The following is a 26,085-nucleotide window of genomic DNA, read 5'->3' as shown; positions in this document are numbered from 1 at the left end:
ATATAGGTTCTAATTTCTTTCAGGCTGCCTGAATATTTTGAACAAAGGAAAACATTATGACAACGCAAGCACAATTATTAGAACAACTGCGCCAAATCGTTGGCGAAAACGATGTTTTAACCGACCCAGCGCAAACATTGCCCTACCGAGAAGGCTACCGTTTTGGTTCAGGCGCGGCTTTGGCGGTGGTGCGCCCGAAAACTTTGCTGCAACAATGGCAGGCTTTGCAAGCGTGCGTGGCGGCAGATGTGGTGGTCATCAGCCAAGCTGCCAACACAGGCTTGACGGGCGGTTCTACCCCACAAGGTGGCGATTATGACCGCGATATTGTCATTATTAACACGATGAAAATCAACGGTATTCAGTTGATTAACAATAATGAACAAGTGGTGTGTTTGGCAGGTTCTACCTTAAACGAATTGGAACTGAAACTGAAACCGCTTGGACGTGAACCACATTCTGTGATTGGTTCATCTTGCATTGGCGCGTCTGTGGTGGGTGGGGTGTGCAACAATTCGGGTGGTTCTTTGGTACAGCGCGGACCTGCTTACACGGAAATGGCGTTGTACGCGCAAATTAACGCGCAAGGCGAATTGGAATTGGTAAACCATTTGGGTATTGATTTGGGCGACACACCCGAAGAAATTTTGACGAATTTACAGGGACATCACTACCAACGCAAAGACATTCAGGCTGGCGGCAAAGGACACGACCACGCCTACTGCAACCATGTGCGCGATGTGAATGCGAATACACCAGCGCGTTTCAATGCCGACCCTGCACGACACTATGAGGCTTCGGGCAGCGCGGGTAAATTGGCGGTGTTTGCCGTGCGTTTGGACACTTTCCCTGCGGAAAAAAACACGGCGGTATTTTATCTCGGCACCAATGACACGGCAGTTTTGACACAAATTCGCCGCGATATGTTGGGCAATTTCAAAAGTTTACCGATTTTGGGCGAATACATTCATCGCACCGCGTTTGATATTGCGCTGACTTATGGCAAAGACATGTTTTACATCATCAAACATGCTGGCACAGCAAATTTACCCAAAATGTTCGCCGCCAAAGCCAGCGCAGACCGTTTGGCGAAAAAAATCCCAATGTTACCCAAGCATTTTTCTGACCGCGCCTTGCAATTTGCGTCCAAATTTTTACCGCAACATTTGCCACAAAAAATGTTGGATTATCACGCGCAATTTGAACACCATTTAATCATCAAAATGGGTGGCGATGGCGTGGACGAGGCGCGCCAATATTTGCAAAACCTGTTTGCCGATTCTGCCAAAGGCGCGTTTTTTGAATGCAATCCGCAAGAAGCGCAGGCTGCCATGTTGCACCGTTTTGCGGTGGCGAGTGCGGCGGTGCGTTATCGCGCGGTACACCCCGATGAAGTGGAAGAAATTTTGGCGTTGGACATCGCCTTGCGCCGCAATGACACGGATTGGTATGAAAAGCTGCCTGAAAGCATTGACAGCAAAATCAGCCATAAATTGTATTATGGGCATTTTTTCTGCCATGTTTTCCATCAGGATTATATTGTGAAAAAAGGCAATGATTGGCTGGCTTTGGAACACGAAATGTTGGCATTGCTGGACGAGCGCGGCGCACAATATCCTGCCGAGCATAATGTGGGGCATTTGTATGAAGCGAAACCTGAATTGAAAGCGTTTTACCGCAAACTTGACCCGACCAATAGTTTTAATGTGGGGATTGGGCATACTTCTAAAAAGAAAAATTGGCAGTAATATTTTTCAGGCAGCCTGAAAGGTAGGGTGCAGCAAGTTGCATCCTACACATCAGTGCTACATTGTTTCAGGCAGCCTGAAAAAAGAAAGATAAATCATGAAAAAGATGATGATTTTATTCACAGCATTGGTCGTAGTGGCGTGTCAAAACACGGTTACGCAAAAAGCGCCGATGATTCAAGTGAGCGATGATTTGAAAAAATTGGTCGCGCCTTATCAGATTGGTGAGCCAAAATATTTTGTTAATAAAATAAGCCTGATTTATCATTCAGATAATGACAAGCCAATGCAAATTCAATATTTTATTCAACAAACCGATACCCCCAATATTGTTTATCAGACAACATTAACACAAAGTTATGAAACAAAAGAATTTTCTTTTTTAGGGCAATGGTTGTCATTGCGCTCGGAAAGTATCGCCAAAAATCACACCGCCAAAATAAATTTGGTTTCATATCAACAAAATATGCGTGATTGGCAGAAAGCGGAAGTCGGCACAGTATTTCAGTATCAACAGAATTATTTTAATCTTGAAGAGAATTTGGGCGATACGATTTGTCAAATTACATCAATGGTTGCAGCCAAAACTTTGCACCCAAATATCAAAGGGCAAGCCAAGAAAGTGGAATGTGTATGGGAATGGGATAAGCGAAAAAAAGAAATTGGCTACTATTTGCCAGACTACCATTTCTATCTCCCAATAGAAACCAGAATTGATGATAAAATTTATTTAAATCGTGAAATTACCGAATTTGAATAATTTTCAGGCTGCCTGAAAGCCCAAATTTATTCCGTCAAAATATCAAATAAATCATCTATGCTGTTGTAAGCCCAAATACCCATCTTATCGTATGCGTCATGGTATTTTTGAATTTCATCTGCGCTTAAATCCAGCAAACAATTTACAAAATGCGCTTTATGTTGCGGATGATTCAGCCAATTTTCCATGATGATTTTCAGTTCGGGATAATCATTGGCAAATTCATTGTGCCATGAACAAGCAGGCGGATAAGTGTGATAACGCTCGCCCCAATATTCGCCATAGGCATTCAAAACATAATTCAGTGTGGATTGTGGCGTGTTTTGTGTCGCCCAAAAAGCCAAAAATGGTTGAATGTCCGCACAGCCAATGTGGAACATGACCACATAATTGAATAAATCGTTTCCAATATCCTTAACTTTCCAATCTATTTTTTCATAAGGATAAATACTCAGTAAAGCCATCAAATATTCATTACAAAATCGTTGCCATAAAGCCATTTCTGTTGGTGTAAAATGGGCAACGCATTCGCCTACGCGCTTGAAATATACTTCAATGGAATGGTGCAATTCTTTGCCCTGCGTGAACAATTCCACCATGCGCGGCAAAAAATAACGGACTTCATCGGGGCGTTCGGCTTCCAATGAGACAGCACCAATCAATGAGACTGTACGAATGTATTCATAAATATGGGCTTTTTGCAATTCACGCAAGGACAAAGTACGCATTTCCCGTTCAAAATCAGGGTGTACGCAACGACCGCAATCGCAAACATTCAATCGTTGTGCAGGCTTGGGATAGGCAAAAACTTGGTAAAATTCTGCCACGATGGTATGAAATGGATTGGGAATGGACGCATTCATACATATTGGGATAAACCCCATTTTATGTACAATAATGGCATTGATTTTACCAGTTTCAGGCAGCTTTACAGTATATAACAATTTGAATTTGTAGGTCGGGCATTCATGCCCGACACAAAGTGAACGATGATTTGAAAAAATTGATTTCGTCTTATCAGATTGGTGAGCCGAAATATTCTGTTAATAAAAAGTGAAATTACTGAATTTGAATAACTTTCAGGCTGCCTGAAAATACACAACAATGTAGGGTAAAACTCGTTACATCATTTCAAATAATTGAGTAATTTGAGATTTTTGGTACAATAAGTTATACCTTACAAATATTGCTATATCGTTTCAGGCTGCCTGAAAACCCAAATCTAATTTTCAAGGAAACCCATGAATAATCTCCACACCAACGAAATCCTAGAAACCATCAATATGGTCGCCGAGCAAAATTTTGACGTGCGCACCATTACCATCGGTATTGATTTGCACGATTGCATTCACCCCGATATCAACATATTAAACCAAAATATTTACAATAAAATCACACGCATTGGCAAAGATTTGGTCAAAACCGCACAATATTTGTCTGCCAAATACGGCGTACCCATTGTGAATCAGCGCATTTCAGTTACCCCCATCGCGCAAATCGCAGCAGCAACAGGCGCAGACAGCTATGTTTCCATCGCCCAAACCCTTGATAAGGCAGCGAAAGACATAGGTGTATCGTTTATTGGCGGCTTTTCCGCGCTGGTGCAAAAAGGCATGTCGCCAGCCGATGAAACGCTGATTCGCAGCATTCCCGAAGCGATGAAAACCACCGATATTGTCTGCTCGTCCATCAACATCGGTTCAACCCGCGCTGGGATTAATATGGACGCGGTCAAATTGGCGGGCGAAATCATCAAGGAAACGGCAAACATCACGCCCGAAGGCTTTGGTTGCGCCAAAATCGTGGTGTTTTGTAATGCGGTGGAAGACAATCCGTTTATGGCGGGCGCGTTTCACGGTTCGGGCGAAGCGGACGCGATTATCAATGTAGGCGTATCGGGTCCGGGCGTGGTTCAGGCTGCCTTACAGGGTTGCGACAGCCATGATTTAACGGAAATCGCGGAAATTGTGAAGAAAACCGCGTTCAAAATCACGCGCGTGGGCGAATTAATCGGGCAGGAAGCAGCGAAAATGTTGAACATTCCGTTTGGCATTTTGGACTTGTCGCTGGCACCCACACCTGCGGTCGGCGACAGCGTGGCGCGGATTTTGGAAAGCATGGGTTTGTCGGTGTGCGGTACGCATGGCACAACGGCGGCTCTGGCTTTGCTCAATGACGCGGTGAAAAAAGGCGGCATGATGGCAAGCAGCGCGGTGGGCGGTTTGAGTGGCGCGTTCATTCCCGTGTCGGAAGACGAAGGCATGATTGCGGCGGCGGAAAGCGGTATTCTCACGCTGGATAAATTGGAAGCGATGACGGCGGTGTGTTCAGTCGGTTTGGACATGATTGCGGTGGCGGGCAAAACCAGCGCGGCAACCATTTCAGGCATTATCGCAGACGAAGCCGCCATTGGCATGATTAACAGCAAAACAACGGCGGTGCGGATTATCCCCGTTACGGGCAAAGACGTGGGCGAGAGCGTGGAATTTGGCGGTTTGCTGGGCTACGCGCCGATTATGCCTGTGAAAGAAGGTTCGTGTGAAGTGTTTGTCAATCGCGGTGGGCGGATTCCTGCGCCTGTGCAGTCGATGAAGAATTGATGAATGAGGCAGCCTGAAAAGTTTACAAATGGCTTTTCAGGCTGCCTTTTTATATTGAACAAAAGTAACAAACTGACTTACAGTTATTGTGCAGTTTATGAAGAATTGATGTTCAGACAGCCTAAATGCCGAATTACATTAGTTTATTTCAACATAAATTCTTTATCTATCTCACAACGTCGTTGGATTTCATTCTCCGTTAAATTAGGATAATCGACTGCTGTATTTTGTAGGCAATTTTGAAACTCCTCTTCTACTTTAGCTCTAAATTCACGCTCTAATTCTCGTGCTTGAATTTCTTGTTCCGCAGCAGCTCTTTGTTTTTCTTCTTCTCTAATACGCTCATATTCTGCAGCTTGTTTGGCGTTTTCCTCTTCTTGCTCTAATTCTGCTTTTGTTTTGCCTACGTTACCATTAATGTATTCTCTATTATGTTCATCATTAATTATTCCTTTATCATTCATACCATAATCTATTCCATTAAAAGGGCTACCATCTTTATAAGTTAACACACCCAGCAATGCACCAGTATCTACATTGTAATATATTTTTTTCGTTATTCTTGTATTTTTAAATCCATCCTCTTGGATAAAACTTTGGTATTCAGTTACCCTAAAAATACGAATTTTATCTGCTAATTCTCCTTTTTCATTTGTTGCGATAAACTCTACTTTTGCCCAATCCATAATATGTTGCCCATATTCATTATAAACTGCAGTTGTAAATGGCTGCCCTGTCTGTGGATTATAAATGGTTTTGCTTACTAAAGTACCTTTGGTATAATTATCTTTTTCAAATAAAGTTCCATCTGCACTATAAAATACTCGCTCTCCATCTAATTTCCCAGAGATTAATTGTCCTGTTGCAATGATTTTACCTGTGTGCTTACTGGATATAGTAAATTTACCATCTAATTTTCCATTAACCATATTCCCATTAAACACAGGAATGGTGCTTGTCTGTTCGTTATTTAAGTCGCTGATTTTTATTTCCCCATTTAATGCATTATTTTCAAAATTAAAAGAAAATATTTCCAAGTGTGTATTACCATTGATATGACATGATACAGGTCCAGATAAATTACCTTCTTTAACTGTAATATCACATACAATCGGAAAATCTTTACCACTATCATTCATGAAAGCAGAAATACCGCCCTTTTGTATGGAATTTAATATACTTTTGCTACCTGAAATTTCAACATACATTTGTAAAGCAGCAGTTGCATACTGGATAGGAAGTTGAATATAGGGAATATTGGTTACTTTGCCACTAAATGGTTTATTCGTACTCGCTTCAAAAATTCTACCACTAACAACATTTGTTTCACTAAAATCCACTTGCTGTGAGCAAGCAGAAATTAATAAAGCAGTGCAGCAAGTTATAAAAAAGTGTTTCATTTTGTTCTCCAATTTATCAAGTTCAAGAGATGGTACAATGCATTGCACCGTGATAGAATTAAAAATCAAGTTAATTTACTGATCAAAACTGCTTTAAGCTAGAGCTTAAAAGTGCAGTAACTTTCAAAAAAGAGCAAAAAATATGGAAACTTATGAAAAAATCCGTTTAGCACGCGAATTAAATCAATGGTCGCAAGAAGAAATGGCTGAAAAGTTAGAAATGTCGCCAAGTGGTTATGCGCGGATTGAACGTGGTGAAGTACGTTTAAATATTGAAAAACTGGAACAGATTGCACAAGTTTTAAATATTGATATTTCCGATTTAATTAAAAAAGATGTTAATGGAATTACTATTCAAATTAAAGACAGCGATAATAATCAAAATATTGGTAATGTAAACTTATTTGGTAATGATGCATCTGAAATTCAAAAACTTAATTTAATTATTCAACATAAAGATGAATTATTAGCACAAAAAAACCAAGAATTAATTATGATTAAAGAAATGTTTGAATTATTGAAACAACAAATTAAAAATCAATAGTACATAATATTTTTAGTAAACGTAGAGTATGTCCTCGCTGCCCTACCAATAAGCACAATGTCTTTAAATCTCTTTCAGGCTGCCTATAATCATATATTTGAATATAAAATGATTTTTATGTTAATAGCCCAATATCAAATAAGTTTTCAGGCTGCCTTTCAGTACACGACAATTTTTTGAAGTTACCGCCAATCTGTTCCTTTTCAGACGCAACCACAAGTTTTGTCGGATACAAGTATCCGACCTACGCGGTATGAAATTGAAGAACTTGGTAAGTCTGCCCCCTAACGCTCCCCCGCCAGCGTGGGAGGGGACAGGTTTTAGGCAGCCTGAAAAGTTTCAGGCTGCCTTTTATATTGAGCAAAGGTAAAAATGGATGTGGGTCGGATATTTGTATCTGACATTTTTTCAGCAAGCACAAAATTTGTCGGATTCAAAGAATCTGACTTATGGTTGCCTGATATTGTTTTCATGATATTGTTTTTAATGGCATTCGGTACGCTAATTTATCTTGCTTTTGAAATGAGTGCTTGGTGGATGGCGTTATTGCCGTTTACATTGGGCATGGTGTGTTATTTACATTTGAAATGGGAAGATTTTACTTATCAAGTATGCCAAGAAATGAAACGAAAAAATCAAGCAGCATCTGAAAATCATGATATAGTGAATTAAAATAAGAAAGATGCAAGGCGACAACGCTCGCCGTGTACACCAAGTACATAAGGGCGTGGGCAACGAAGCAGATTTCTTATTTTAATTTACTATATTTGATGAATGTCATTTTGTGTACCATAATTAAGAACCTGTATTCACAACCTTGATGGCTTGCTTTTATTGTTTTTTTCCGCGCCTACTGCGTTGGATTTTTATGCCAATGGTCTCGCTATGGGCACAAAACCCGCCTTGTGTTCGCAAAAAAATCAACAAAATCAAGCTACCAAAATGATGAATACAGGTTCTAAGAATGGATTTTATCAGTTTCAGGCTGCCTGAAACTTTTTTAACCAACCATCATACAAAGGAAACAATATGAAACGCGAAACCATCGCCTTACACGCAGGCTACAAATCTGAACCCACCACCAAAGCTGCCGCTGTACCGATTTATCAAACCACATCCTACACGTTTGACAATACGCAGCATGGCGCAGATTTGTTTAATTTAAATGTGGCTGGCAACATCTACACGCGCATCATGAATCCCACCACCGCTGTATTGGAAGAACGTGTGGCACAGTTGGAAGGTGGCATTGCTGCACTTGCGGTTGCCAGTGGCATGGCAGCGATTACTTATGCCGTGCAAAACTTGGTGGAAGCAGGTGACAACATCATTGCAACCAAAACCTTATACGGTGGTACCTACAATTTCTTTGCCCACAGCCTGCCGCGTCAAGGCATTGAAGTTCGTTTCATTGACCCCGACCAACCCGAACAAATCGCTGCTGTTACCGATGAACGAACCCGTTTGGTTTATTGCGAATCCATTGGTAATCCTGCGATTAATGTGGTGGACATTGCCGCCTTTGCCCAAGCAGCACACGCACAAGGTTTGCCGTTGATGGTGGATAATACCGTACCATCGCCAGCTCTGTTCCGCCCGATTGAACACGGAGCAGATATTGTGGTGCAATCTTTAACCAAATATATTGGCGGACACGGTACAACAATTGGCGGTGCCATCATTGATAGTGGCAAATTTACATGGGCTGGTAATCCACGTTTTGATGCGATTTTCAACCGCCCCGATATTTCCTATCACGGCGTGAATTACACCGAATCCTTTGGTGCAGCTGCGTATATTGCCAGAGCGCGTGTCGTGCCATTACGCAATACAGGCGCAGCATTGTCGCCACAAAGCGCATTTTTATTGTTGCAAGGCTTGGAGACTTTATCGTTACGCATGGAACGTCATTGCGAGAATGCTTTGAAAGTAGCGCAATTTTTGCAAAATCATCCACAAGTTGCATGGGTCAATTATCCTGCTTTGGATAATAGCCCATTTAAATCTTTGATTGACCGTGATTATGACGGCAAAGCATCTGGTCTATTAAGTTTTGGCATCAAGGGCGGACGTGAGGCAGGCGCAAAATTCATTGATGCGCTGCAACTGTTTTTACGCTTGGTAAACATTGGCGATGCAAAATCATTGGCGACTCATCCTGCTACAACTACTCATCGCCAATTGAATGAAGCAGAATTGGCAGCAGCTGGTGTGCCAGTGGATATGATTCGTTTAAGTATCGGTATTGAACATATTGATGATTTGATTGATGATTTAACGCAAGCATTGGCAGCAGCGAAAGAATAAGAACCTGTTTTATTAATTTTATGAATAATTATTTAAAATTCAATACAGTAAGCTAGTAGATTGGCAATAAAAGCAAGATATAGTTGCAGAACTGAAAAAGCAGTACGGCGTTGCCAACGCCCTTATGTACTATTCGTACACGGCGGGCGTTGTCGCCTTGTACTGCATTTTCATTTCCACGACTATATTAAGCTTATGAGTATAAGTTCTTAAAATTTAGGCAGCCTGAAATTTTTAATCTATTCAGGCTGCCTAAAGTCGAAGTTGGATAATTGTATCCGACAGTTTTATAGTTAATTATAGTCGTTTTAAATTAACACCGACAGGGCGACAGCGACCGCTAATGGAGCTGGCAACGCTGTATGTGTTAATTTCAAACGGCTATACTTGTTTTAAATTGAGTTAGCTATATAATACGATTTTTCTATTTTTATAGGCAGCCTGAAAAATATTTCAGGCTGAAACTTTTATAGTGAATTCACTAAACCAGTACAGCGTTGTCAGCTCCCTTATGTACTATGTATGTGTACACGACGGTCGCTGTCGCCTTGTCCTGATTTAGTGAATCCACTATACAAAGCCTAAAATTGTAGTCGGATTTTTGAATCCGACATTTTATATATTTAATAAATATTTATTTTATTTGAAAAATTGTTGGGTACAAATATCCAAGCTACGAGTTTTCAGGCAGCCTGAATGGATTAGACAAAGATTAGGCAGCCTGAAAATATTTTTCAACATCAGCCCCGCAATTACGGGCTACCTGAAAGTACACAAACCATGAAAAAAGTTTTTATCCGCACATTCGGCTGTCAAATGAACGAATACGACAGCGAAAAAATGCTCTCCGTTTTGGCAGAAGGCGATGAATTGCAACAGGTTTCCGAACCAGAACAAGCCGACATCATTTTGTTCAACACCTGCTCCGTGCGCGAAAAAGCGCAAGAAAAAGTGTTTTCCGATTTGGGTCGAGTGAAACATTTGAAAAAACAAAATCCCAATTTAATCATTGGTGTGGGCGGCTGCGTGGCATCGCAAGAAGGCGAAGCGATTGTGGAACGTGCGCCTTATGTTGATGTGGTGTTTGGTCCACAAACTTTGCACCGTCTCCCCAAAATGATTATGGACAAGGAAACCACAGGCTTGTCGCAAGTGGACATTTCTTTCCCCGAAATTGAAAAATTTGACCACCTGCCGCCAGCGCGTGTGGAAGGCGGCAGCGCGTTCATTTCCATTATGGAAGGCTGCTCCAAATATTGCAGTTTCTGCGTGGTGCCTTACACGCGCGGCGAAGAATTTTCGCGCCCACTCAATGACGTTTTGACCGAAATTGCAGGTTTGGCACAACAAGGCGTGAAAGAAATCAACTTGTTGGGACAAAACGTGAACGCCTATCGCGGCGCAATGGACGATGGCGAAATTTGCGATTTTGCGACTTTGTTGCGGATTGTGCATGAAATCCCTGGTATTGAGCGCATGCGTTTCACAACCAGCCACCCACGCGAATTTTCGGACGCGATTATTGAATGTTATCGCGATTTGCCGAAATTGGTTTCGCATTTGCATTTGCCGATTCAAAGCGGTTCTGACCGCGTGTTGAGCGCGATGAAACGCGGTTACACGGCTTTGGAATACAAATCCATTATCCGCAAATTGCGCGCCATTCGCCCCGATTTGTGTTTGAGTTCGGATTTCATTGTCGGTTTCCCAGGGGAAACGGAACGCGAATTTGAGCAAACTTTGAAATTGGTCAAAGACATCGCGTTTGATTTGAGCTTTGTGTTCATTTACAGTCCGCGCCCAGGGACGCCAGCCGCGAATTTGCCAGACGACACACCCCACGCGGAAAAAGTGCGCCGTTTGGAAGCCCTGAACGAAGTGATTGAAGCGGAAACCGCCCGAATCAACCAAACCATGCTCGGCACAATCCAACGCTGTTTGGTGGAAGGCGTGTCCAAAAAAGACCCCGATATGTTGCAAGCGCGTACGGCAAATAATCGCGTGGTGAATTTCTTTGGAGATGTTTCTTTGATTAATCAAATGGTTGAATTGGAAATCACAGAAGCACGTACATTCTCATTGACAGGCGAATTGCTTGCCTAATTCTTTTCAGGCTGCCTAAATAAATATTTATTTTCAGGCAGCCTGAAAAAAGTTTTATTTGATTTTTTATCCTATTGATATTTATGTTTATTCATCCCAATTTTGACCCAGTTGCCATCCAACTTGGGCCACTTGCAATTCGCTGGTACGCATTGAGCTACATTGTCGGTTTTGTTCTATTTGTGTGGCTTGGTCGCAAACGCATCAAAGCAGGCAACACTTTGTTTACCAATGAAATGTTGGACGATTTACTCACATGGGGCGTGGTCGGTGTGATTTTAGGCGGACGCTTCGGCTATATTTTGTTCTACAATCTCAATCAATATCTGACCAATCCGCTGGACATTTTCAAAATTTGGGAAGGTGGCATGTCGTTTCATGGCGGATTTTTGGGCGTGGTACTTGCCGTATTTTTGTTCGCACGCAAACACAAAATGCGCTTTTTGCAAGCCTTGGATTTTGTTGCACCATTGGTTGCCACAGGTTTAGCATCTGGGCGCATTGGCAATTTTATCAACGGCGAATTATGGGGACGCGTTACCGACCCGAATCATTTTTGGGCGATGGGTTTTCCACAAGCTAAATTTGCCGATGCCGCGTTGGCACAAGTTAATGCCCAATATGCCACATGGTTGACGCAATATGGTTATTTGCCACGTCATCCATCTCAGCTGTATCAATTTGCGCTGGAAGGTTTGTGTTTATTTGTGATGGTGTGGATTTTTTCCAAAAAAGCGCGCCCAGAAGGACAGGTTTCTGCTTTGTTTTTAGGTGGTTATGGCGTATTCCGCTTTATTGCAGAATTTGCGCGTGAACCTGATGCACAACTGGGTTTGCTTGGCATGGGCATGTCTATGGGACAATGGTTGAGTGTGCCTATGATTATTTTGGGTGTGATTGGTTTTGTTTATTTTGGTAAGCAAAAGGCAGCCTGAAAATCAGCAATAGAGCTGAAATATTGATTTTGCATGGATTAGTATGCAGCCTGAAAATAAGTTTTCAGGCTGCATTTTGTTGTATTTTAACTGACTATAGTGAAGTAAAATAAGAAAGATGCAAGGCGACCACGCCCATTGTGTACAAATAGTACATAAGGGCGTGGGTAACGTCTTATTTTAATTGACTATAATCATGTATTGAACCTCATAAAAGGCAGCCTGAAAAAGTTAATTCACACACCATTCATCTTCTTCCGCCGCTTGTGCCAAAGCATTGGCTTTTAGCAGCAATTCATCGCATAACACATCCTCCGTTTTGCCACACGCTACTTTCTCACGCGCCATCAAAAATGTGTGCGGAAAATACGCACGCACCTGCTCATAATCGTGTAACACCGCCACAATCGCCTTGCCATTGCGATTTTCTTGGCGCAAAACTTCCAATAAGGCAAATGTCGTTTTTGCATCTACTGCATTAAAAGGTTCATCTAACAGTAGAAATTTCGCATCTTGCACCAACATTCGCGCAAATAAAACACGCTGAAATTGTCCATTAGACAATTCACTGATACTACGTTGGGCAAAATCACCCATTTCCACACGCTGCAAGGCAGCCTGAACACGTTCGCGTTGTGCCGCCGATACATTGCCAAAAAAGCCAATTTCGTACCACAAACCCATAGCTGCTAATTCAAACACACTCATCGGTTGCGACCTGTCCACATCGGATTGTTGGGGCAAATACGCTAAATCACGCCGTTGCATATTTTGCCAATGTATTGTTCCTGTGCTGTATGGCAACAGGCCCATAATTGCTTTGAGTAGGGTGGATTTACCTGCACCATTTGGACCAAAAATGGCGTACATACATGCATCGGGAAATTCCATGTCAACATGATGCACCGCTGGGCGTGCTTGGTAGCTTACAGTTAAATTATTGATTAGAATACTCATTCTGTATGCTCCGCCACAGGTAGCTCGTCCATATCTATGTTATTAGCTTCACCTGAAACCGCCCAAAAATAGACACCCCATAATAGACATAGGGCAATCGCGGCAAGTAATAATCGTTGTGCTAAACCTGTTAAAAGTAAAGAATTTTTCATAATAAATAATGTTTTTAGTAAGGCTGCCTGAAAAAATTAATTTGCCTGCAAATACCGTTTCAAACGATATACATCATCGGGTGCGATCCGCATTTGCAAAGGTGATGAATAAATACACCAATCTGTTACATCGTCCAAAGGTAAAGTATAACTTTCGCCCGCCTGCAATTCTGGGATTTCAAACGGCTGATTGACCAATTCGGCGGTAACATTTTCATCGTCCAAATCCTGCACCACAAACCACATATGCTCGGTCGCTTCTGTGCTGGGCGATGTGCAAGCGATTTTCATCATATAGCCCCAAACGCCTTCTTCGGGCGCAAAACGCTGAAAGCAACGCGTAAACGCGGGCAATTTTTCCGCTGCCAAATAATACATGCGCGCCGTTTCCATATTCGGTAACAGCAACATCATGTGATTGTCTTCATTCAATATTTCTGTTAAATCTGCCCAATGTGCCATTTTGCCGTCCACATCGGGCAAAATAACCATAGAGGGCTCGGTGTGAATATCGCCTTCGGTGCGTTCGCTCAAATCGCCACTGAATCCCTCATCTTTTTTAGCGGCAAATAAACCAAACAAGCCTGCTTTTTTGGCAGCAAATAAATTATGTTGCAATGCGTCTTGCCACGCCAACAAATGTACCGCTATGTCGCCTTGTTCATTGTGAGCAACCAACATGGTTTCATCTTGATACCACGATTCGGGTTCGGCAAACAAACGTACAGTGGTGGTAGTCAAAATACCTTGACAAGCAGACAGTTGCGATTGTTTCACGCATAACATTTCTAATTCAGGCAGCCCAAATTTCAATAAACCATGCGTGTGCAACCAGTAAGTACCATTTTCAGGGTCATCGGGTGTAATCGCGTGAATGACATAGGCGCATTCCAAACTGGGCGGTGTCTGGGTTTCTGCCATTTCAGCCAGCCATGTGCCACTTAAAAATGTTGATGCGACAAGGTCTTGAATGGCATAGCATTCTCCACCCACCGCGTCCAACACCGCCAACTGAACCAGCCAATGTGTCAAACCCCAATGCGGATTGAAATAAGTCGTACATTCAATCAGTTGTGGCGTTTGGTGCATTTCCACGCGCTCGTCTTCCAGCAAATTGCGGTTGCGGTATTCGGCGGCTTCATATGACCATTCATCGGCCTCAAAATCGTTGATAAATTTGATTTCAAATAGGAAAAAGGTTGGCTCATCGTCTTCCGCATCGTCATCGTCTTCGGCGCGTAACACGATGCGAATGCCGTCATCGTCTTCGTTTTGTTCCACCAACACAATTTCGGCAATGTCTTCGCGTTGCAAGACTTTTTGCAAACGTTGACGCACGGTTTCCACATCGGGATTGGCGATGCGGTTTTTCAATGCCGCCAAATAAATACTGGGTGCTTGGTAATCGCCATTTTTCAAATCATCGTAGATGGATAGGGTAGGGCTGTACATAGAGTTTCCTTGTGTTGTTGAAATTAACCTGATAAGACGATAGCGACCGCCGTGTAATAAGGGAACTGGTAATGCCGTATTATTTTAATTTGAAATGACCATATTTCAGGCAGCCTGAAAGGTTTAAATAATCATATAAGACAGCCTGAAAAGTTCTACCAAAAACTTTCAGGCTGCCTTACAGTACATGACAATTTTTTTGAAGTTGTAGGTCGGGCATTCATGTCCGACACAATACGCCGTGATTCATCAATGTCGGGCATAAATGCCCGACCTACGGAAATCATTTTTTGTCGTGTACTGTAAGGCTGCCTGAAACATTTTTTTTCTAATTAAATATCAATATTTTGTGCCACAAGCGCATTGCTCTCAATAAATGCCCTGCGCGGTTCCACTTCATCGCCCATCAGCGTAACGAAAATCTCATCTGCCGCAATCGCATCTTCAATTTTCACTTTCAGCAAACGGCGCACTTCGGGGTTCATGGTCGTTTCCCAAAGCTGCTCAGGGTTCATCTCGCCCAGACCTTTATAGCGTTGAATCATCATGCCTTTTTGCGCGTTTTGCAGCAACAAATCCAAAGCCTGCTCAAAATCGGCAATCTTGTGAATCTGCTCGCCTTTGTGCAAAGCCGCGCCATTTTCGTCAATCAAACCGCGCTGCTGTTCTGCCGTTTTGCGCAACACTTGGTAGGCTTTGCTGTCCACAAATTTCTGGTCAAGGTAGGACACCATCACATTGCCGTGCAACTGGCGCGTGATTTTGATGAAATGACCGCCCTCGTTGCCCACCACATATTCCAGCGCAATTTCCTGATTTTTCAGGCAGCCTGAAAGCGTGGCAATCGCATTTTTAGCCGCATTTTCATTTGATAAATCAATCGCTTCACAATCCACCAAAGCGCGTAACACCGCCGCGTCAATCACACGGCTTTCTTCCGCAATCGTGTTTCGCGCGCGCAAAAATTGTTTCGCCAATTTCGCCAATTCCGCGTCTTCTACCACGCGGCTGCCTGAAACCAATTTCGCACCGTCCAAAGCCAAACTCAATAAAAATTCGTCTTTTTCCGCTTCGTCTTTCAGGTAGCGTTCGGTTTTGCCGTGTTTTGCTTTGTAGAGTGGCGGTTGGGCGATGTAAACGTAGCCGCGTTCAATCAATTCGGGCATTTGGCGATAGAAAAACGTCAGCAACAGCGTGCGAATGTGTGCACCGTCCACGTCCGCGTCCGTCATGATGATGATGCGGTGGTAACGCAATTTTTCCAAATTGAACTCTTCTTTGCCGATGCTCGTTCCCAAGGCGGTAATCAGCGTGGCAACTTCTTGACTTGCCAACATTTTTTCAAAACGCGCTTTTTCCACGTTCAAAATCTTGCCTTTGAGCGGCAAAATGGCTTGGAATTTGCGGTCGCGCCCTTGTTTTGCCGAACCCCCTGCCGAATCGCCCTCCACCAGATAAAGTTCTGATAATGCAGGGTCTTTTTCCTGACAATCCGCCAATTTACCGGGTAAACCCAAACCGTCCATCACGCCTTTTCTGCGCGTCAATTCACGGGCTTTGCGGGCGGCTTCACGGGCGCGGGCGGCTTCCACGATTTTGCCGCAGATGATTTTCGCATCATTCGGATTTTCTTCCAGAAAATCGTGCAAGGCTTGCGACAAAACTTCATTCACAACGGGCGCGATTTCGCTGGAAACCAGCTTGTCTTTGGTTTGCGAGCTGAATTTCGGGTCGGGCAATTTAACCGACAAAATGCAGGTCAAACCTTCGCGCATGTCATCGCCAGATGTGTCAATTTTGGCTTTTTTGGCGATTTCGTTGGCTTCAATGTATTGGTTAATCGTGCGCGTCATGGCTTGGCGCAAGGCGGTCAAATGCGTGCCGCCATCGCGTTGCGGAATATTGTTGGTGAAACATTGCACGGATTCTTGGTAACTTTCGTTCCATTGCATCGCGCATTCCACCGTCATGCCGTCTTTTTCGCCAATCGCGTAGAACACTTTGTCGTGCAACGGTTTTTTGCTGCCAGTCGTGTATTGCACAAAACCGACCACGCCGCCGCTTTCGGCAAAATTTTCGCTTTTGCCATCACGTTTGTCCAACAATTCAATTTTTACACCATTGTTTAAAAAGGACAATTCACGAATGCGTTTGGCGAGCGTTTCAAATTTGTATTGTACCGTGCCAAAAGTTTCTTCGCTGGCGAGAAATTGCACGCGCGTGCCGTTTTGGTCGGGCGCACATTCGCCTACGACTTTGAGCGGTTCTACCGTTTCGCCACGTTTGAATTCCACAAAATGTTCTTTGCCTTCGCGCCAAATCGTGAGTTTCAGCCAGTCTGAAAGCGCGTTCACAACGGACACGCCTACGCCATGCAAACCACCCGATACTTTGTAGCTGTTGTTGTCAAACTTACCGCCTGCGTGGAGTATGGTCATGATGACTTCGGCGGCGGAGCGTCCTTCTTTGGGATGAATGCCTGTGGGAATGCCGCGCCCGTTGTCTTCAATGGTAATGGATTCGTCCGCGTTGATGGCGACCGTGATGTTGTCGCAATAGCCCGCGAGTGCTTCGTCAATGGCGTTGTCCAGCACTTCAAACACCATGTGGTGCAAGCCCGAGCCGTCTTGGGTGTCGCCAATGTACATACCAGGGCGTTTGCGGACGGCTTCCAAGCCTTCCAATACTTGAATGCTGTCTGCGCCGTATTCGGGGGTGTTTTGGGGGATTTGTTCGGTCATGATGTTTTTCTTTTTTAATCAATAATGAAATTTTTTGTAGGGTGCAACCTGTCGCATCGTTTGGGGGAATTTGGGTGGCGATGCAACAAGTTGCACCCTACGGTTTATTTTTTTCAGGCTGTCTGAAAATGGCGGCTCTTTTGTGGGGGCATACCACACACACCATATTTCACATTGTGGCAAACTATCCACCAACGCAAGCTCTACCACATTTGCGAAGCAATAATAACATGGGGGGTACCCATATCGGTGCAGTAACAATCAAAGCAGCCTTTTTTACTCCACCAGTTGCCGAGTGTGTCATATCTCCTAATTTTTCAGAGCCTCTTTTGACACGGTAATTACGGAGAGAAACTTCAATCGGAAACGACTGTGCAGAATCTTTCAAAATCTCTTCCCGATTATCTAATTGCACAATACGCCCATTAATAGGATGGCGGTCAATGATAAAATTCATCTTATCGCGAGGCTTATCATTTGAACATTCGCTGGGATTCATCTTGAAAAAATCTTCTGCGTAACAATCTCCTGAACCATAAAATACACGCCACCGTTTATCTAACCCTCTCACGCTATCACGAAGTGTATCTAAATGCTTAACATCAAGATAAAGTCCATATTCTAATTGTATCTTATTGTTACTGCGGTCAGCATAAAGCACGATGCCCAAAGAGCCGCTTCCTTCCTGCTCCTTCAAAATAGGTATCATGTAAGACGGTTGCAACAAAGGTGCCAAATAACGGGCTTCTGTTGCCGAAAATTCATAATCTTCTTTTTCACCAAGTAAATAGATTTTATTATCGGGGGTTTGAATCAAACTGCTGATTTGAACAGCTTCCATTCCAAGAAATACCATAGGTGAAAAATCATCGGAATAATTTTTAGGCGTATGGTAGCTGGTACAAGCAGCCAGCAATACACAAGCAAGCACAACGATTTTTCTTAACATTTTTTTCCTATCATTAATAAATATTCTTCATTAAAGTCCAATCACGCACCAAAAATTTCAAATCGTGGCAAATTCGGTGCGTGGTACGCACCCTACGCGGTTTCAGGCTGCCTGAAAACTTTACTGACAATATTCCTGAAACACTTGTTTCTGAAAATCGTATCGTTCAAAACAATCATCAAATAAAAACAGCCAATTTCTTTTGCGATATTCCATGATTTGAATTTGCCCATTTTGTTTTTTCACGGAAAATTCAGGCGGCAATTTTTGGGGATTGGTTTCTGAAAAAAGTTCAGAATGTGCCGCACGTTGTTGGGCTAAACCCACATGGCTTTTCAATATTCTGTGGTTCATCAAATTGATTTCATTCACATAAACCAACCAAATAAGCGACAACAACATCAATCCCAAAGCCACATATTTTTCAGGCTGCCTGAAAATCTTTTTGCGCCATTTTATTGTCTGTCACAACACATAAACCAGCCACACCAACAAAACAGGCACATAATGCCCCGAGCTTTGGTATATGAAAAACAAAATGACTGTGCCAAACAAATATTCCAATAAAATCAAAATTGTTTTTTGCATTTCAGGCTGCCTGAACAATCACAAAATCGTTAATTTCCCCAATTTGTTTTCGGCTTGCTGATAGTGCGGTTCGGCTGCGATTCGGGCGACATAAGCGGCAATATTCGGATAATCCGCACTCGGTGCGCGTGAGCTGGCAGCCTGCAAAGGGAAAGACATCATCACATCGGCAGCTGTGATTTTGTCGCCCACCAGCCATGTTTTGCCGTTAAGTTGTTGTTCCACATAATCCAAATGCAATTTGATTTGCGGATTCAGAAAACTTTGGCGCACACCATCGGTCAATTTCTGCGCGATGGGTTTGGCAAAAAACGGTTTGGGTGTCGCGTCAATTTTGCGGAAAATCAAAGTCATCACCAACAGGGGCATTAAGGAACCTTCGGCATAATGCAGCCATTGGTGATACGCCCAATAATCGGCATGGTCGGGCGCGATTTGGTAGCTGCCATGCGCGTCAAATTTCGCCAACAAGTATTCGCAAATCGCACCGCTTTCGGCAATGATTTGCTCGCCGTCTTGAATCAAAGGCGATTTGCCGAGCGGATGAACGCGGCGCAGGCTTTCAGGCGCGAGTTTGCTGTTGGGGTCGCGTTCAAAAATTTCCACTTGATATTCCGCGCCGAGCAATTCCAATAACCATGCAATGCGGTAGGCGCGTGATTGTTTCAGGGCAAATAGGGTGAGCATTGTGTTTTCGCTTTCTTTGATTTTTTTTTCAGACAGCCTGAAAGGGTATTTTGTCGTGATACAAAACTTGTTCAGGTTTGACGGGTTTGATGCCCAAAGCCAGCAAAGTTTCCAACAAAACTTTATATTCAACTGGCGACAATCCGTCCGCCAACTGCTCGCGCACGTCCAAACCAATCGGCGTGGCGCGAAGATTGCCAAACAATTTGCTCGGTGGTGTGTAGATTTGTTTTTCCGCTGCCATTTTAATGGCAGCCTGAAATGCAAGAAAATCAGCCACAATCATGCGACTGTTGCTGAATGTACCACGATGGTTAATAGTAACGCCGTTGTGATGAATTTGGATTTGGTTGAAATAAATGTGTAGGGTTAGCATCATTAATTAATCTTGCTATTCAGGCTGCGTTAAAGATAAAGTATTTGATTTTATTTTGTAAATATTTTTTAGGCTGCTTGAAAAATATCCCAACATTATACTCGAATTTGTTCTAATTCGCCCAATTTTCAGCCTGAAAGAAGCAACTTATGGAGGAATTGGGGCTAATGTTGAACATATACTATTATTTTTGTTGCCTCACCCCAAAACAGTTGTGTTGCTTTGGGGGAGAGGGTCTCAGGCTGCCTGAAAATTCGTAGGTTGGATTCAAGAATATGACCTACAATTTTGAATTTTGGCAAAGGTTCAAGTTCTAAATCAACTGCTCACCCCAGCGTAATTTTTGGCGCAAGGTTTTGTAATATTGATAATCCACAGGATGCAACACACGCAAAGAGTGGCGATAACGGTGGATAATAATTTCATCTTTACTTTGAATATCCAAAAACGATTGTCCATCATAATGCACACGCGCATCGCCTGCTTTGGTAATTAAAATGCGAATTTCGCAGTCATCGGCAATAATCAACGGGCGGTTGGACATGGATTGTGGACAAATTGGCACCAATGTGAAAGCGCGAATGGCTGTTTGTAAAATAGAACCACCTGCTGCCAAAGAATAAGCTGTTGAACCTGTTGGTGTGGATACAATTAAACCATCTGAACGTTGTGTACAAACAAATTCATCATTGATAAAAATTTCAAATTCAATCATTTGCCCTGCGCCACCACGCGATAAAACGGTGTCATTGAGCGCAATGCCATGATAAATTTCGTGTCCTTCTCGCTGTACGGTGGTTTCTAATACAATGCATTCGTCTGCCAAATATTGCCCTGCAAACATTTTACGCAATTCGCTGACCATATTTTCGCGTGTTACTTGGGTCAAAAAGCCTAAATGTCCTTGATTCACACCAATAAGTGGCACACGATAGGGAGCCGCTTTGCGTGCAGCAGACAAAAATGTGCCATCGCCACCTAATACGAGAATCAGGTCGCTGTCTTGCCCGATATTGTCGCTGATTTGGCAGATACTCTGGTCAGATGTGCTAACCAATCCTTCATCAACACATTGTTTATCCAAAATAATATGTAAATCTTCTTGTTGCAAAAAGACAATCAAATCGTGGATAACGGGCGCAATGTCGGTCGTGAGAGGTCGAGTCAGTATGCCGATACGTTGAAATTGGGTTTTCATATTATGTGGTGCAATGATAGGGGCTAATGACAATTCGTTCGCGGTTGGATTTTGCGCTAAATTCGTCCAATTCTGCGTTGAAAATACTCGCCAATGGAACGCATTGGCTCACATTTTCGCCTTGAATTGAACGAATTTATCTGCAAAACCAACATCGCGCCCAAATTGTCATTAGCCCCTAGGGATAAATATAAAAATATTGGATTCAAAAATCCGACCTATCATTTGGGGTTTACAAAATTTTGAACCTAAAAGCATTTTCAGGCTGCCTATGATACCAAAAGCAGCCTGAAAAAATTATTTTTGATACAAACGCTTGAAACAAGCAGTAACCGTGCGTGCGGTTACTTCGGTGGCAACTTTGGTGCGACCCGCTTGGGTCAATAATTGTGTCATATCAGCAGCAGTCAGTTGTTGTGGTGCTTCTTCACTCGCACAACCGCAGATTTTTTGTTCCCACTCGTTTTGTTGCGCTTGACTCATTGCCAATGCAGCTAAACGCCATTCGTTGCGACTTTGCAGTTCGGTTACACATTTATTTTGCACATACATTTGTACACCTGCCGCACCTAAATTACTCACGGTTGAACCTGTGGTAGAAGTACCTGTACCTGTTGCACATGCAGTCAATAATACAGAAGCCATTAAAGTTAAAGCAATTTTCTTCATAATATATTCCTTCATATATTTAAAGTTAAAGTTGGAAAAATCAAGTTTCAGGCTGCCTGAAAAGCATTCAGTATATCAGCAATTTGCAGCGGATTGTGTGCCAATGCGTCATAGCCCCATGTTTCGGGTTTATCGTCCGCACCAATGTAGCCCCATGCGGCAAAAATTGTTTTCATACCTGCATTACGTCCTGCGACAATATCGCGTTCAGCATCGCCGACATACACGCAATTTGCTGCATCTATACCAATTTGTTCGCAAGCGTAAAACATGGGCAAGGTGCTGGGTTTGGCTTCGGCACAGGTATCGCCGCTGACAATCACGGCTGGTGCGTGAACAAAGCCCAATTTGGGAACAAGGCGGTCGGTAAAAGTTTTCGGTTTATTGGTGATGATGCCCCATGTGATGTTGCGTTGATGCAGCGTGTTAATCAATGCGTTGGTTTCGGCGAATAAAATGGTGTCGTGGTCAAAACATTGATTGTATTCATCTAAATACGCTTGTCGCCATTGTGGATAATCGGGGTGGTCTGTATGGATATTGGCGCCGAATGCCAGCAGCGCGGTGGTGCCATGACTGGCGAATGGGCGGATTTGTTCCAGTGGTTTTTCTGGCAGACCGCGTTTGCGTAATAAACGATTCAACGCACCGCCCAAATCCAGCGCGGTGTCGGCGAGCGTGCCGTCTAAATCAAACAATACGGCTTGAATAGTGGACATGGCAATTCCTTGTTTAAGCTATTTTCAGGCTGCCTTACGGTACACAACATAAATCTTTAATTTTATCTAAAATCTGTTCCCTTCCACGCTGGCGGGTGGCTCGTTGAGTTTCAGCAAAATAAATTTGTTCCACTAATTTTCCCCCACCCTAGCCCTCCCCCGTTTAGGACGGGGGGAGGGGACAGATTTGTGCTTATTTCAAAAAATTGTCGTGTACTGTAAGGCAGCCTGAAAATTGATTTGTTTACCAATATTGGGTAAATTCATTGACATCGGTATTTTTGGGTTGATGAAGAGCAGGATTTTCGCTCGTGCCAATCATCATCAAACCAATAATTTTTTCTGATTCGCTGCAAGCAAATGCATCGCGCAAAATCGGCGAATGCACCCACATGCCTGTAATCCACACATTATCAAAACCTTGCGCGTTGGTGGCTAACTGAATCGCGTAAGCAGCGCAACCTGCGCTCAATGTTTGTTCCCATTCTGGTTTGCCTGCTTTGGGCGATGCGATGACGGCAATGACCATCGGTGCCATTTTGCCAACACGTTCGGCTTTTTTCATCGCTTCTTCGCCCATTTGATTGTGGATTACGGTGTCACATAAGGCAGCCTGAAAACGCTGCAAACCTGTTTCGCTATTGATAACCACAAATCGCCATGGCGTTAATCCGCCATGGTCGGGGACTTGGGTGGCAGCTTGTAAAATACTGTCTAGCTGCAATTCATCGGGCGCAGGCGCAAATAAATTTTTGCTGGAACGGCGTGTGGTGAGTAATTCTAAACTATCCATGGATTTTTCCTTGTTGATGGAATTTTAAAACTGGGTTTTCAGGCTGCCTTTCAGTACGCAAAAATGATTTTCCATAGGTCAGGTATTCATACCCGACATCATCACAGAGCGTTATGTCGGGCATAAATGCCCGACCTACAACAAATCATGTATAGTCGCAGAACTGAAAAAGCAGTACGGCGTTGCCAACGCCCTTATGTACTATTCGTACACGGCGGGCGTTGTCGCCTTGTACTGCATTTTCATTTCTACGACTATAGTTTCAGGCAGCCTGAAAATTTAACGTGCATATTTTGCTAATAATGTTTCTTGTAAACAGATTTTTTCTTCGCCCTCTTGCGCTGCAACACGCGAATAGGTGCCATCGCCATGCATTGTCCATGCTTTCACATTATCTTGTAATGCTAAGGTTAAACCTTCGTCAATCACACGTTGCTTGATTTCAGGCTGCACAATCGTTGTGGCAGTTTCAATGCGACTGAAAAAATTACGTCTCATCCAATCCGCGCTGGAAATATACACATCTTCCGCGCCATCATTATAAAAATAATAGACTCGCGAATGTTCTAGCAATCGCCCAATAATAGAACGCACACGAATATTATCCGACAAACCAGCCACTTGCGGACGCAGCGCACACATACCGCGTACAATCAAATCAATCTGAACCCCCGCTGCACTCGCGCGATATAAAGCTTCAATCACTTGCGGTTCCAACAAGGAGTTCATTTTTGCCATAATTTTAGCAGGTTTACCCGCTTTGGCGTTTTCGGTTTCCTGCTCAATTTTGTCTATCACCATTTTGTGCAAAGTAAATGGACTTTGATACAGTTTTTTCAATTTATTGGCTTGCCCTAAACCTGTGATTTCCATGAACAAAGTATTCACATCTCGTGTCATTTCAGCGTCTGCGGTCAGCAAACCAAAATCGGTATAAATTCGTGATGTACCTTGATGATAATTTCCTGTTCCCAAATGCGCATACATTTTCAGGCTGCCTTGTTCGCGGCGAATAACCAATGCCATTTTTGCATGTACTTTGTAACCAAATACACCATAAACCACGTGCGCCCCAGCTTCTTCCAACTTACTCGCCCAGTTCACATTATTGGCTTCATCAAATCGTGCCATCAATTCCACCACCACGGTAACTTGTTTACCCGCCAATGCTGCTGCCATTAATGCTTTTGCCAACGCAGAATTGCTGCCCGTGCGGTAAATTGTCATTTTGATGGCAACCACATCAGGGTCGTGCGCCGCATCATTGATGAACTTCACAATCGGCTCAAACGATTGATATGGATGATGCAATAAAATATCATTTTTCGCGATTTCATCTAATATAGAGTGCGATTTACGCAGATTTTTAGGATATTGCGCTGGGTATTGTTTGTATTTTAAATCATTGCGTTCCAACATATCAGGCACCGCTATTAAGCGTACCAAGTTTACAGGGCCTTGCACTTGATAAAACTCATCGCGTGTCAAATAAAAATGCTTCAACAATAATTCGCTAATGTAATCAGGGCAACTATCGGCCACTTCCAAACGCACTGCTGCGCCAAATTCACGGTCGCGCAATTCATCTTGTACCGCTTGGCGCAAATTGCTCATATCATCTTCGCCCACCGTCAGCGAACTATCGCGCGTGATGCGAAATTGATGGCAACCCTTTACCGTCATACCGCGGAATAATTTGTACACATATTCATGCAAAATGGACGATAAAAATACAAAACCATTTTTGCCTTCACACAAATCATCGGGCAATTTAACCACGCGTGGCAAAATACGCGGTGCTTGTACAACAGCCATTCCCGATGCGCGGCCAAAAGCATCTTTCCCGTCTAATTCCACAATAAAATTCAAAGATTTATTCAAGACACGCGGAAACGGATGCGATGCGTCCAAACCAATCGGCGTTAAAATTGGTAACAATTCACGGTTGAAATAATCTTCAATCCATTCACGTTGTGCGTTTGTCCATGCACGACGGCGATAGAAACAAATATTTTGCTTTTCCAATTCAGGCAGCAAGATTTGATTAAATATTTGATATTGTTCTTGAATCAGTTTTTTTGTTTCTATATTAATGCGCTTCATCGTTTCGCTGGGCGTGAATCCCGAAGGAAAGACAAAATTGGGACACTCTTGCTGTTCGCGTTTTAAATTGGCAACGCGCACTTCAAAAAATTCGTCCAAATTAGAAGAGACGATACATAGAAAACGCAAACGCTCCAATAATGGAATTTGCTCATCTCGTGCTTGTTCTAATACGCGCCGATTAAACGCTAATAAACTGGTTTCTCGGCATAAAATGCGATTAGATTGAGGCATTCTTATTCTCCGAAGTGTGTGTAAAATAGTTGAATTATAGCGTGTTTCATCATCAAGGCAGCCTGAAACA

At 43.2% G+C, this 26,085-nt stretch carries 25 protein-coding genes; 8 read left to right on the top strand and 17 right to left on the bottom strand.

What is annotated here, in order from left to right; all coding sequences use genetic code 11:
- Nucleotides 1-56 precede the first annotated feature (56 nt).
- Both dld and MIS45_RS08950 read left to right on the top strand, forming a co-directional pair.
- Nucleotides 57-1,748, top strand: a complete 1,692-nt coding sequence (gene dld, locus MIS45_RS08955; protein WP_249450274.1) for a D-lactate dehydrogenase — start codon at nucleotides 57-59, stop codon at nucleotides 1,746-1,748.
- A gap of 97 nt (nucleotides 1,749-1,845) precedes the next feature.
- Nucleotides 1,846-2,508, top strand: a complete 663-nt coding sequence (locus tag MIS45_RS08950) for a hypothetical protein (protein ID WP_249450273.1) — start codon at nucleotides 1,846-1,848, stop codon at nucleotides 2,506-2,508.
- A 26-nt stretch (nucleotides 2,509-2,534) separates the two neighbouring features.
- On the opposite strand, the gene MIS45_RS08945 is transcribed toward MIS45_RS08950, so the two are convergent.
- Nucleotides 2,535-3,452, bottom strand: a complete 918-nt coding sequence (locus tag MIS45_RS08945) for a hypothetical protein (protein WP_249450272.1) — start codon at nucleotides 3,450-3,452, stop codon at nucleotides 2,535-2,537.
- Between the two features lie 297 nt (nucleotides 3,453-3,749).
- On the opposite strand from MIS45_RS08945, the gene MIS45_RS08940 reads away from it, so the two are divergent.
- Nucleotides 3,750-5,108: a PFL family protein gene (locus MIS45_RS08940; RefSeq protein ID WP_249449327.1), complete on the top strand. Its 1,359-nt coding sequence runs from the start codon at nucleotides 3,750-3,752 to the stop codon at nucleotides 5,106-5,108.
- A 143-nt stretch (nucleotides 5,109-5,251) separates the two neighbouring features.
- Here MIS45_RS08940 and MIS45_RS08935 read toward each other — a convergent pair whose 3' ends face one another.
- Entirely contained in the window at nucleotides 5,252-6,508 is a 1,257-nt protein-coding gene (locus tag MIS45_RS08935) for a toxin-antitoxin system YwqK family antitoxin (protein ID WP_249450271.1), read from the bottom strand.
- A 142-nt stretch (nucleotides 6,509-6,650) separates the two neighbouring features.
- Between MIS45_RS08935 and MIS45_RS08930 the strand changes: the two genes are divergently transcribed.
- The 5 genes from MIS45_RS08930 (at nucleotide 6,651) to lgt (ending at nucleotide 12,397) form a co-directional block, all read left to right on the top strand.
- Nucleotides 6,651-7,052: a helix-turn-helix domain-containing protein gene (locus MIS45_RS08930; protein WP_249450270.1), complete on the top strand. Its 402-nt coding sequence runs from the start codon at nucleotides 6,651-6,653 to the stop codon at nucleotides 7,050-7,052.
- A 471-nt stretch (nucleotides 7,053-7,523) separates the two neighbouring features.
- Nucleotides 7,524-7,724, top strand: a complete 201-nt coding sequence (locus tag MIS45_RS08925; protein ID WP_249450269.1) for a hypothetical protein — start codon at nucleotides 7,524-7,526, stop codon at nucleotides 7,722-7,724.
- 357 nt (nucleotides 7,725-8,081) lie between these two features.
- Entirely contained in the window at nucleotides 8,082-9,359 is a 1,278-nt protein-coding gene (locus tag MIS45_RS08920; RefSeq protein WP_249449329.1) for an O-acetylhomoserine aminocarboxypropyltransferase/cysteine synthase family protein, read from the top strand.
- Nucleotides 9,360-10,139: 780 nt separating this feature from the next.
- Entirely contained in the window at nucleotides 10,140-11,462 is a 1,323-nt protein-coding gene (gene miaB, locus MIS45_RS08915; RefSeq protein WP_249449330.1) for a tRNA (N6-isopentenyl adenosine(37)-C2)-methylthiotransferase MiaB, read from the top strand.
- An 83-nt stretch (nucleotides 11,463-11,545) separates the two neighbouring features.
- On the top strand, nucleotides 11,546-12,397 hold the full coding sequence (lgt, locus tag MIS45_RS08910; protein WP_249450268.1) for a prolipoprotein diacylglyceryl transferase: 852 nt from the start codon (nucleotides 11,546-11,548) through the stop codon (nucleotides 12,395-12,397).
- A gap of 231 nt (nucleotides 12,398-12,628) precedes the next feature.
- On the opposite strand, the gene MIS45_RS08905 is transcribed toward lgt, so the two are convergent.
- The 15 genes from MIS45_RS08905 to ppk1 all read right to left on the bottom strand — a co-directional run bounded on the left by MIS45_RS08905 (nucleotide 12,629) and on the right by ppk1 (nucleotide 26,015).
- Nucleotides 12,629-13,354: a metal ABC transporter ATP-binding protein gene (locus MIS45_RS08905; RefSeq protein WP_249445669.1), complete on the bottom strand. Its 726-nt coding sequence runs from the start codon at nucleotides 13,352-13,354 to the stop codon at nucleotides 12,629-12,631.
- On the bottom strand, nucleotides 13,351-13,506 hold the full coding sequence (locus MIS45_RS08900; protein ID WP_249446615.1) for a hypothetical protein: 156 nt from the start codon (nucleotides 13,504-13,506) through the stop codon (nucleotides 13,351-13,353). The genes MIS45_RS08905 and MIS45_RS08900 overlap by 4 nt, the downstream gene beginning before the upstream one ends.
- Nucleotides 13,507-13,542: 36 nt before the next feature.
- Complete coding sequence (locus tag MIS45_RS08895; RefSeq protein WP_249450267.1) at nucleotides 13,543-14,958, bottom strand: DUF4026 domain-containing protein; 1,416 nt, start codon at nucleotides 14,956-14,958, stop codon at nucleotides 13,543-13,545.
- A 155-nt stretch (nucleotides 14,959-15,113) separates the two neighbouring features.
- Nucleotides 15,114-15,245 carry a hypothetical protein gene (locus MIS45_RS11395; protein WP_283397416.1) on the bottom strand — a complete coding sequence of 44 codons (132 nt, stop codon included), beginning with the start codon at nucleotides 15,243-15,245 and terminating at the stop codon, nucleotides 15,114-15,116.
- Nucleotides 15,246-15,290: 45 nt separating this feature from the next.
- Nucleotides 15,291-17,699, bottom strand: a complete 2,409-nt coding sequence (gyrB, locus tag MIS45_RS08890) for a DNA topoisomerase (ATP-hydrolyzing) subunit B (RefSeq protein WP_249450266.1) — start codon at nucleotides 17,697-17,699, stop codon at nucleotides 15,291-15,293.
- A 184-nt stretch (nucleotides 17,700-17,883) separates the two neighbouring features.
- Nucleotides 17,884-18,648 carry a hypothetical protein gene (locus MIS45_RS08885; RefSeq protein ID WP_249450265.1) on the bottom strand — a complete coding sequence of 255 codons (765 nt, stop codon included), beginning with the start codon at nucleotides 18,646-18,648 and terminating at the stop codon, nucleotides 17,884-17,886.
- A 120-nt stretch (nucleotides 18,649-18,768) separates the two neighbouring features.
- On the bottom strand, nucleotides 18,769-19,065 hold the full coding sequence (locus MIS45_RS08880; RefSeq protein ID WP_249450264.1) for a hypothetical protein: 297 nt from the start codon (nucleotides 19,063-19,065) through the stop codon (nucleotides 18,769-18,771).
- Nucleotides 19,066-19,113: 48 nt separating this feature from the next.
- Nucleotides 19,114-19,236, bottom strand: a complete 123-nt coding sequence (locus tag MIS45_RS11390; protein WP_283397415.1) for a hypothetical protein — start codon at nucleotides 19,234-19,236, stop codon at nucleotides 19,114-19,116.
- A gap of 18 nt (nucleotides 19,237-19,254) precedes the next feature.
- Nucleotides 19,255-19,923, bottom strand: a complete 669-nt coding sequence (locus MIS45_RS08875) for a glutathione S-transferase (RefSeq protein ID WP_249450263.1) — start codon at nucleotides 19,921-19,923, stop codon at nucleotides 19,255-19,257.
- 28 nt (nucleotides 19,924-19,951) lie between these two features.
- A complete protein-coding gene (locus MIS45_RS08870; RefSeq protein ID WP_249450262.1) occupies nucleotides 19,952-20,302 on the bottom strand; it encodes a hypothetical protein in 351 nt (116 codons plus the stop codon).
- Nucleotides 20,303-20,612: 310 nt separating this feature from the next.
- The gene (locus MIS45_RS08865; protein WP_249445661.1) at nucleotides 20,613-21,497 is read right to left on the bottom strand and encodes an NAD(+)/NADH kinase; all 885 of its coding nucleotides are present in this window, start codon (nucleotides 21,495-21,497) and stop codon (nucleotides 20,613-20,615) included.
- A 297-nt stretch (nucleotides 21,498-21,794) separates the two neighbouring features.
- Nucleotides 21,795-22,166 (bottom strand): hypothetical protein, encoded by a 372-nt coding sequence (locus MIS45_RS08860; RefSeq protein WP_249442267.1) that lies wholly within the window; start codon nucleotides 22,164-22,166, stop codon nucleotides 21,795-21,797.
- 47 nt (nucleotides 22,167-22,213) lie between these two features.
- Complete coding sequence (locus MIS45_RS08855) at nucleotides 22,214-22,885, bottom strand: HAD family hydrolase (protein WP_249450261.1); 672 nt, start codon at nucleotides 22,883-22,885, stop codon at nucleotides 22,214-22,216.
- A 244-nt stretch (nucleotides 22,886-23,129) separates the two neighbouring features.
- Complete coding sequence (locus MIS45_RS08850; protein WP_249450260.1) at nucleotides 23,130-23,678, bottom strand: nitroreductase family protein; 549 nt, start codon at nucleotides 23,676-23,678, stop codon at nucleotides 23,130-23,132.
- Nucleotides 23,679-23,957: 279 nt separating this feature from the next.
- Entirely contained in the window at nucleotides 23,958-26,015 is a 2,058-nt protein-coding gene (gene ppk1, locus MIS45_RS08845; RefSeq protein ID WP_249449345.1) for a polyphosphate kinase 1, read from the bottom strand.
- Nucleotides 26,016-26,085 lie beyond the last annotated feature (70 nt).

The organism is Wielerella bovis (assembly GCF_022354465.1).
GTDB classification, from domain to species: Bacteria; Pseudomonadota; Gammaproteobacteria; order Burkholderiales; family Neisseriaceae; genus Wielerella; species Wielerella bovis.
The sequence above is the reverse complement of the archived record's forward strand: the minus strand, read 5'-3'. Positions and strand labels throughout refer to the sequence as shown.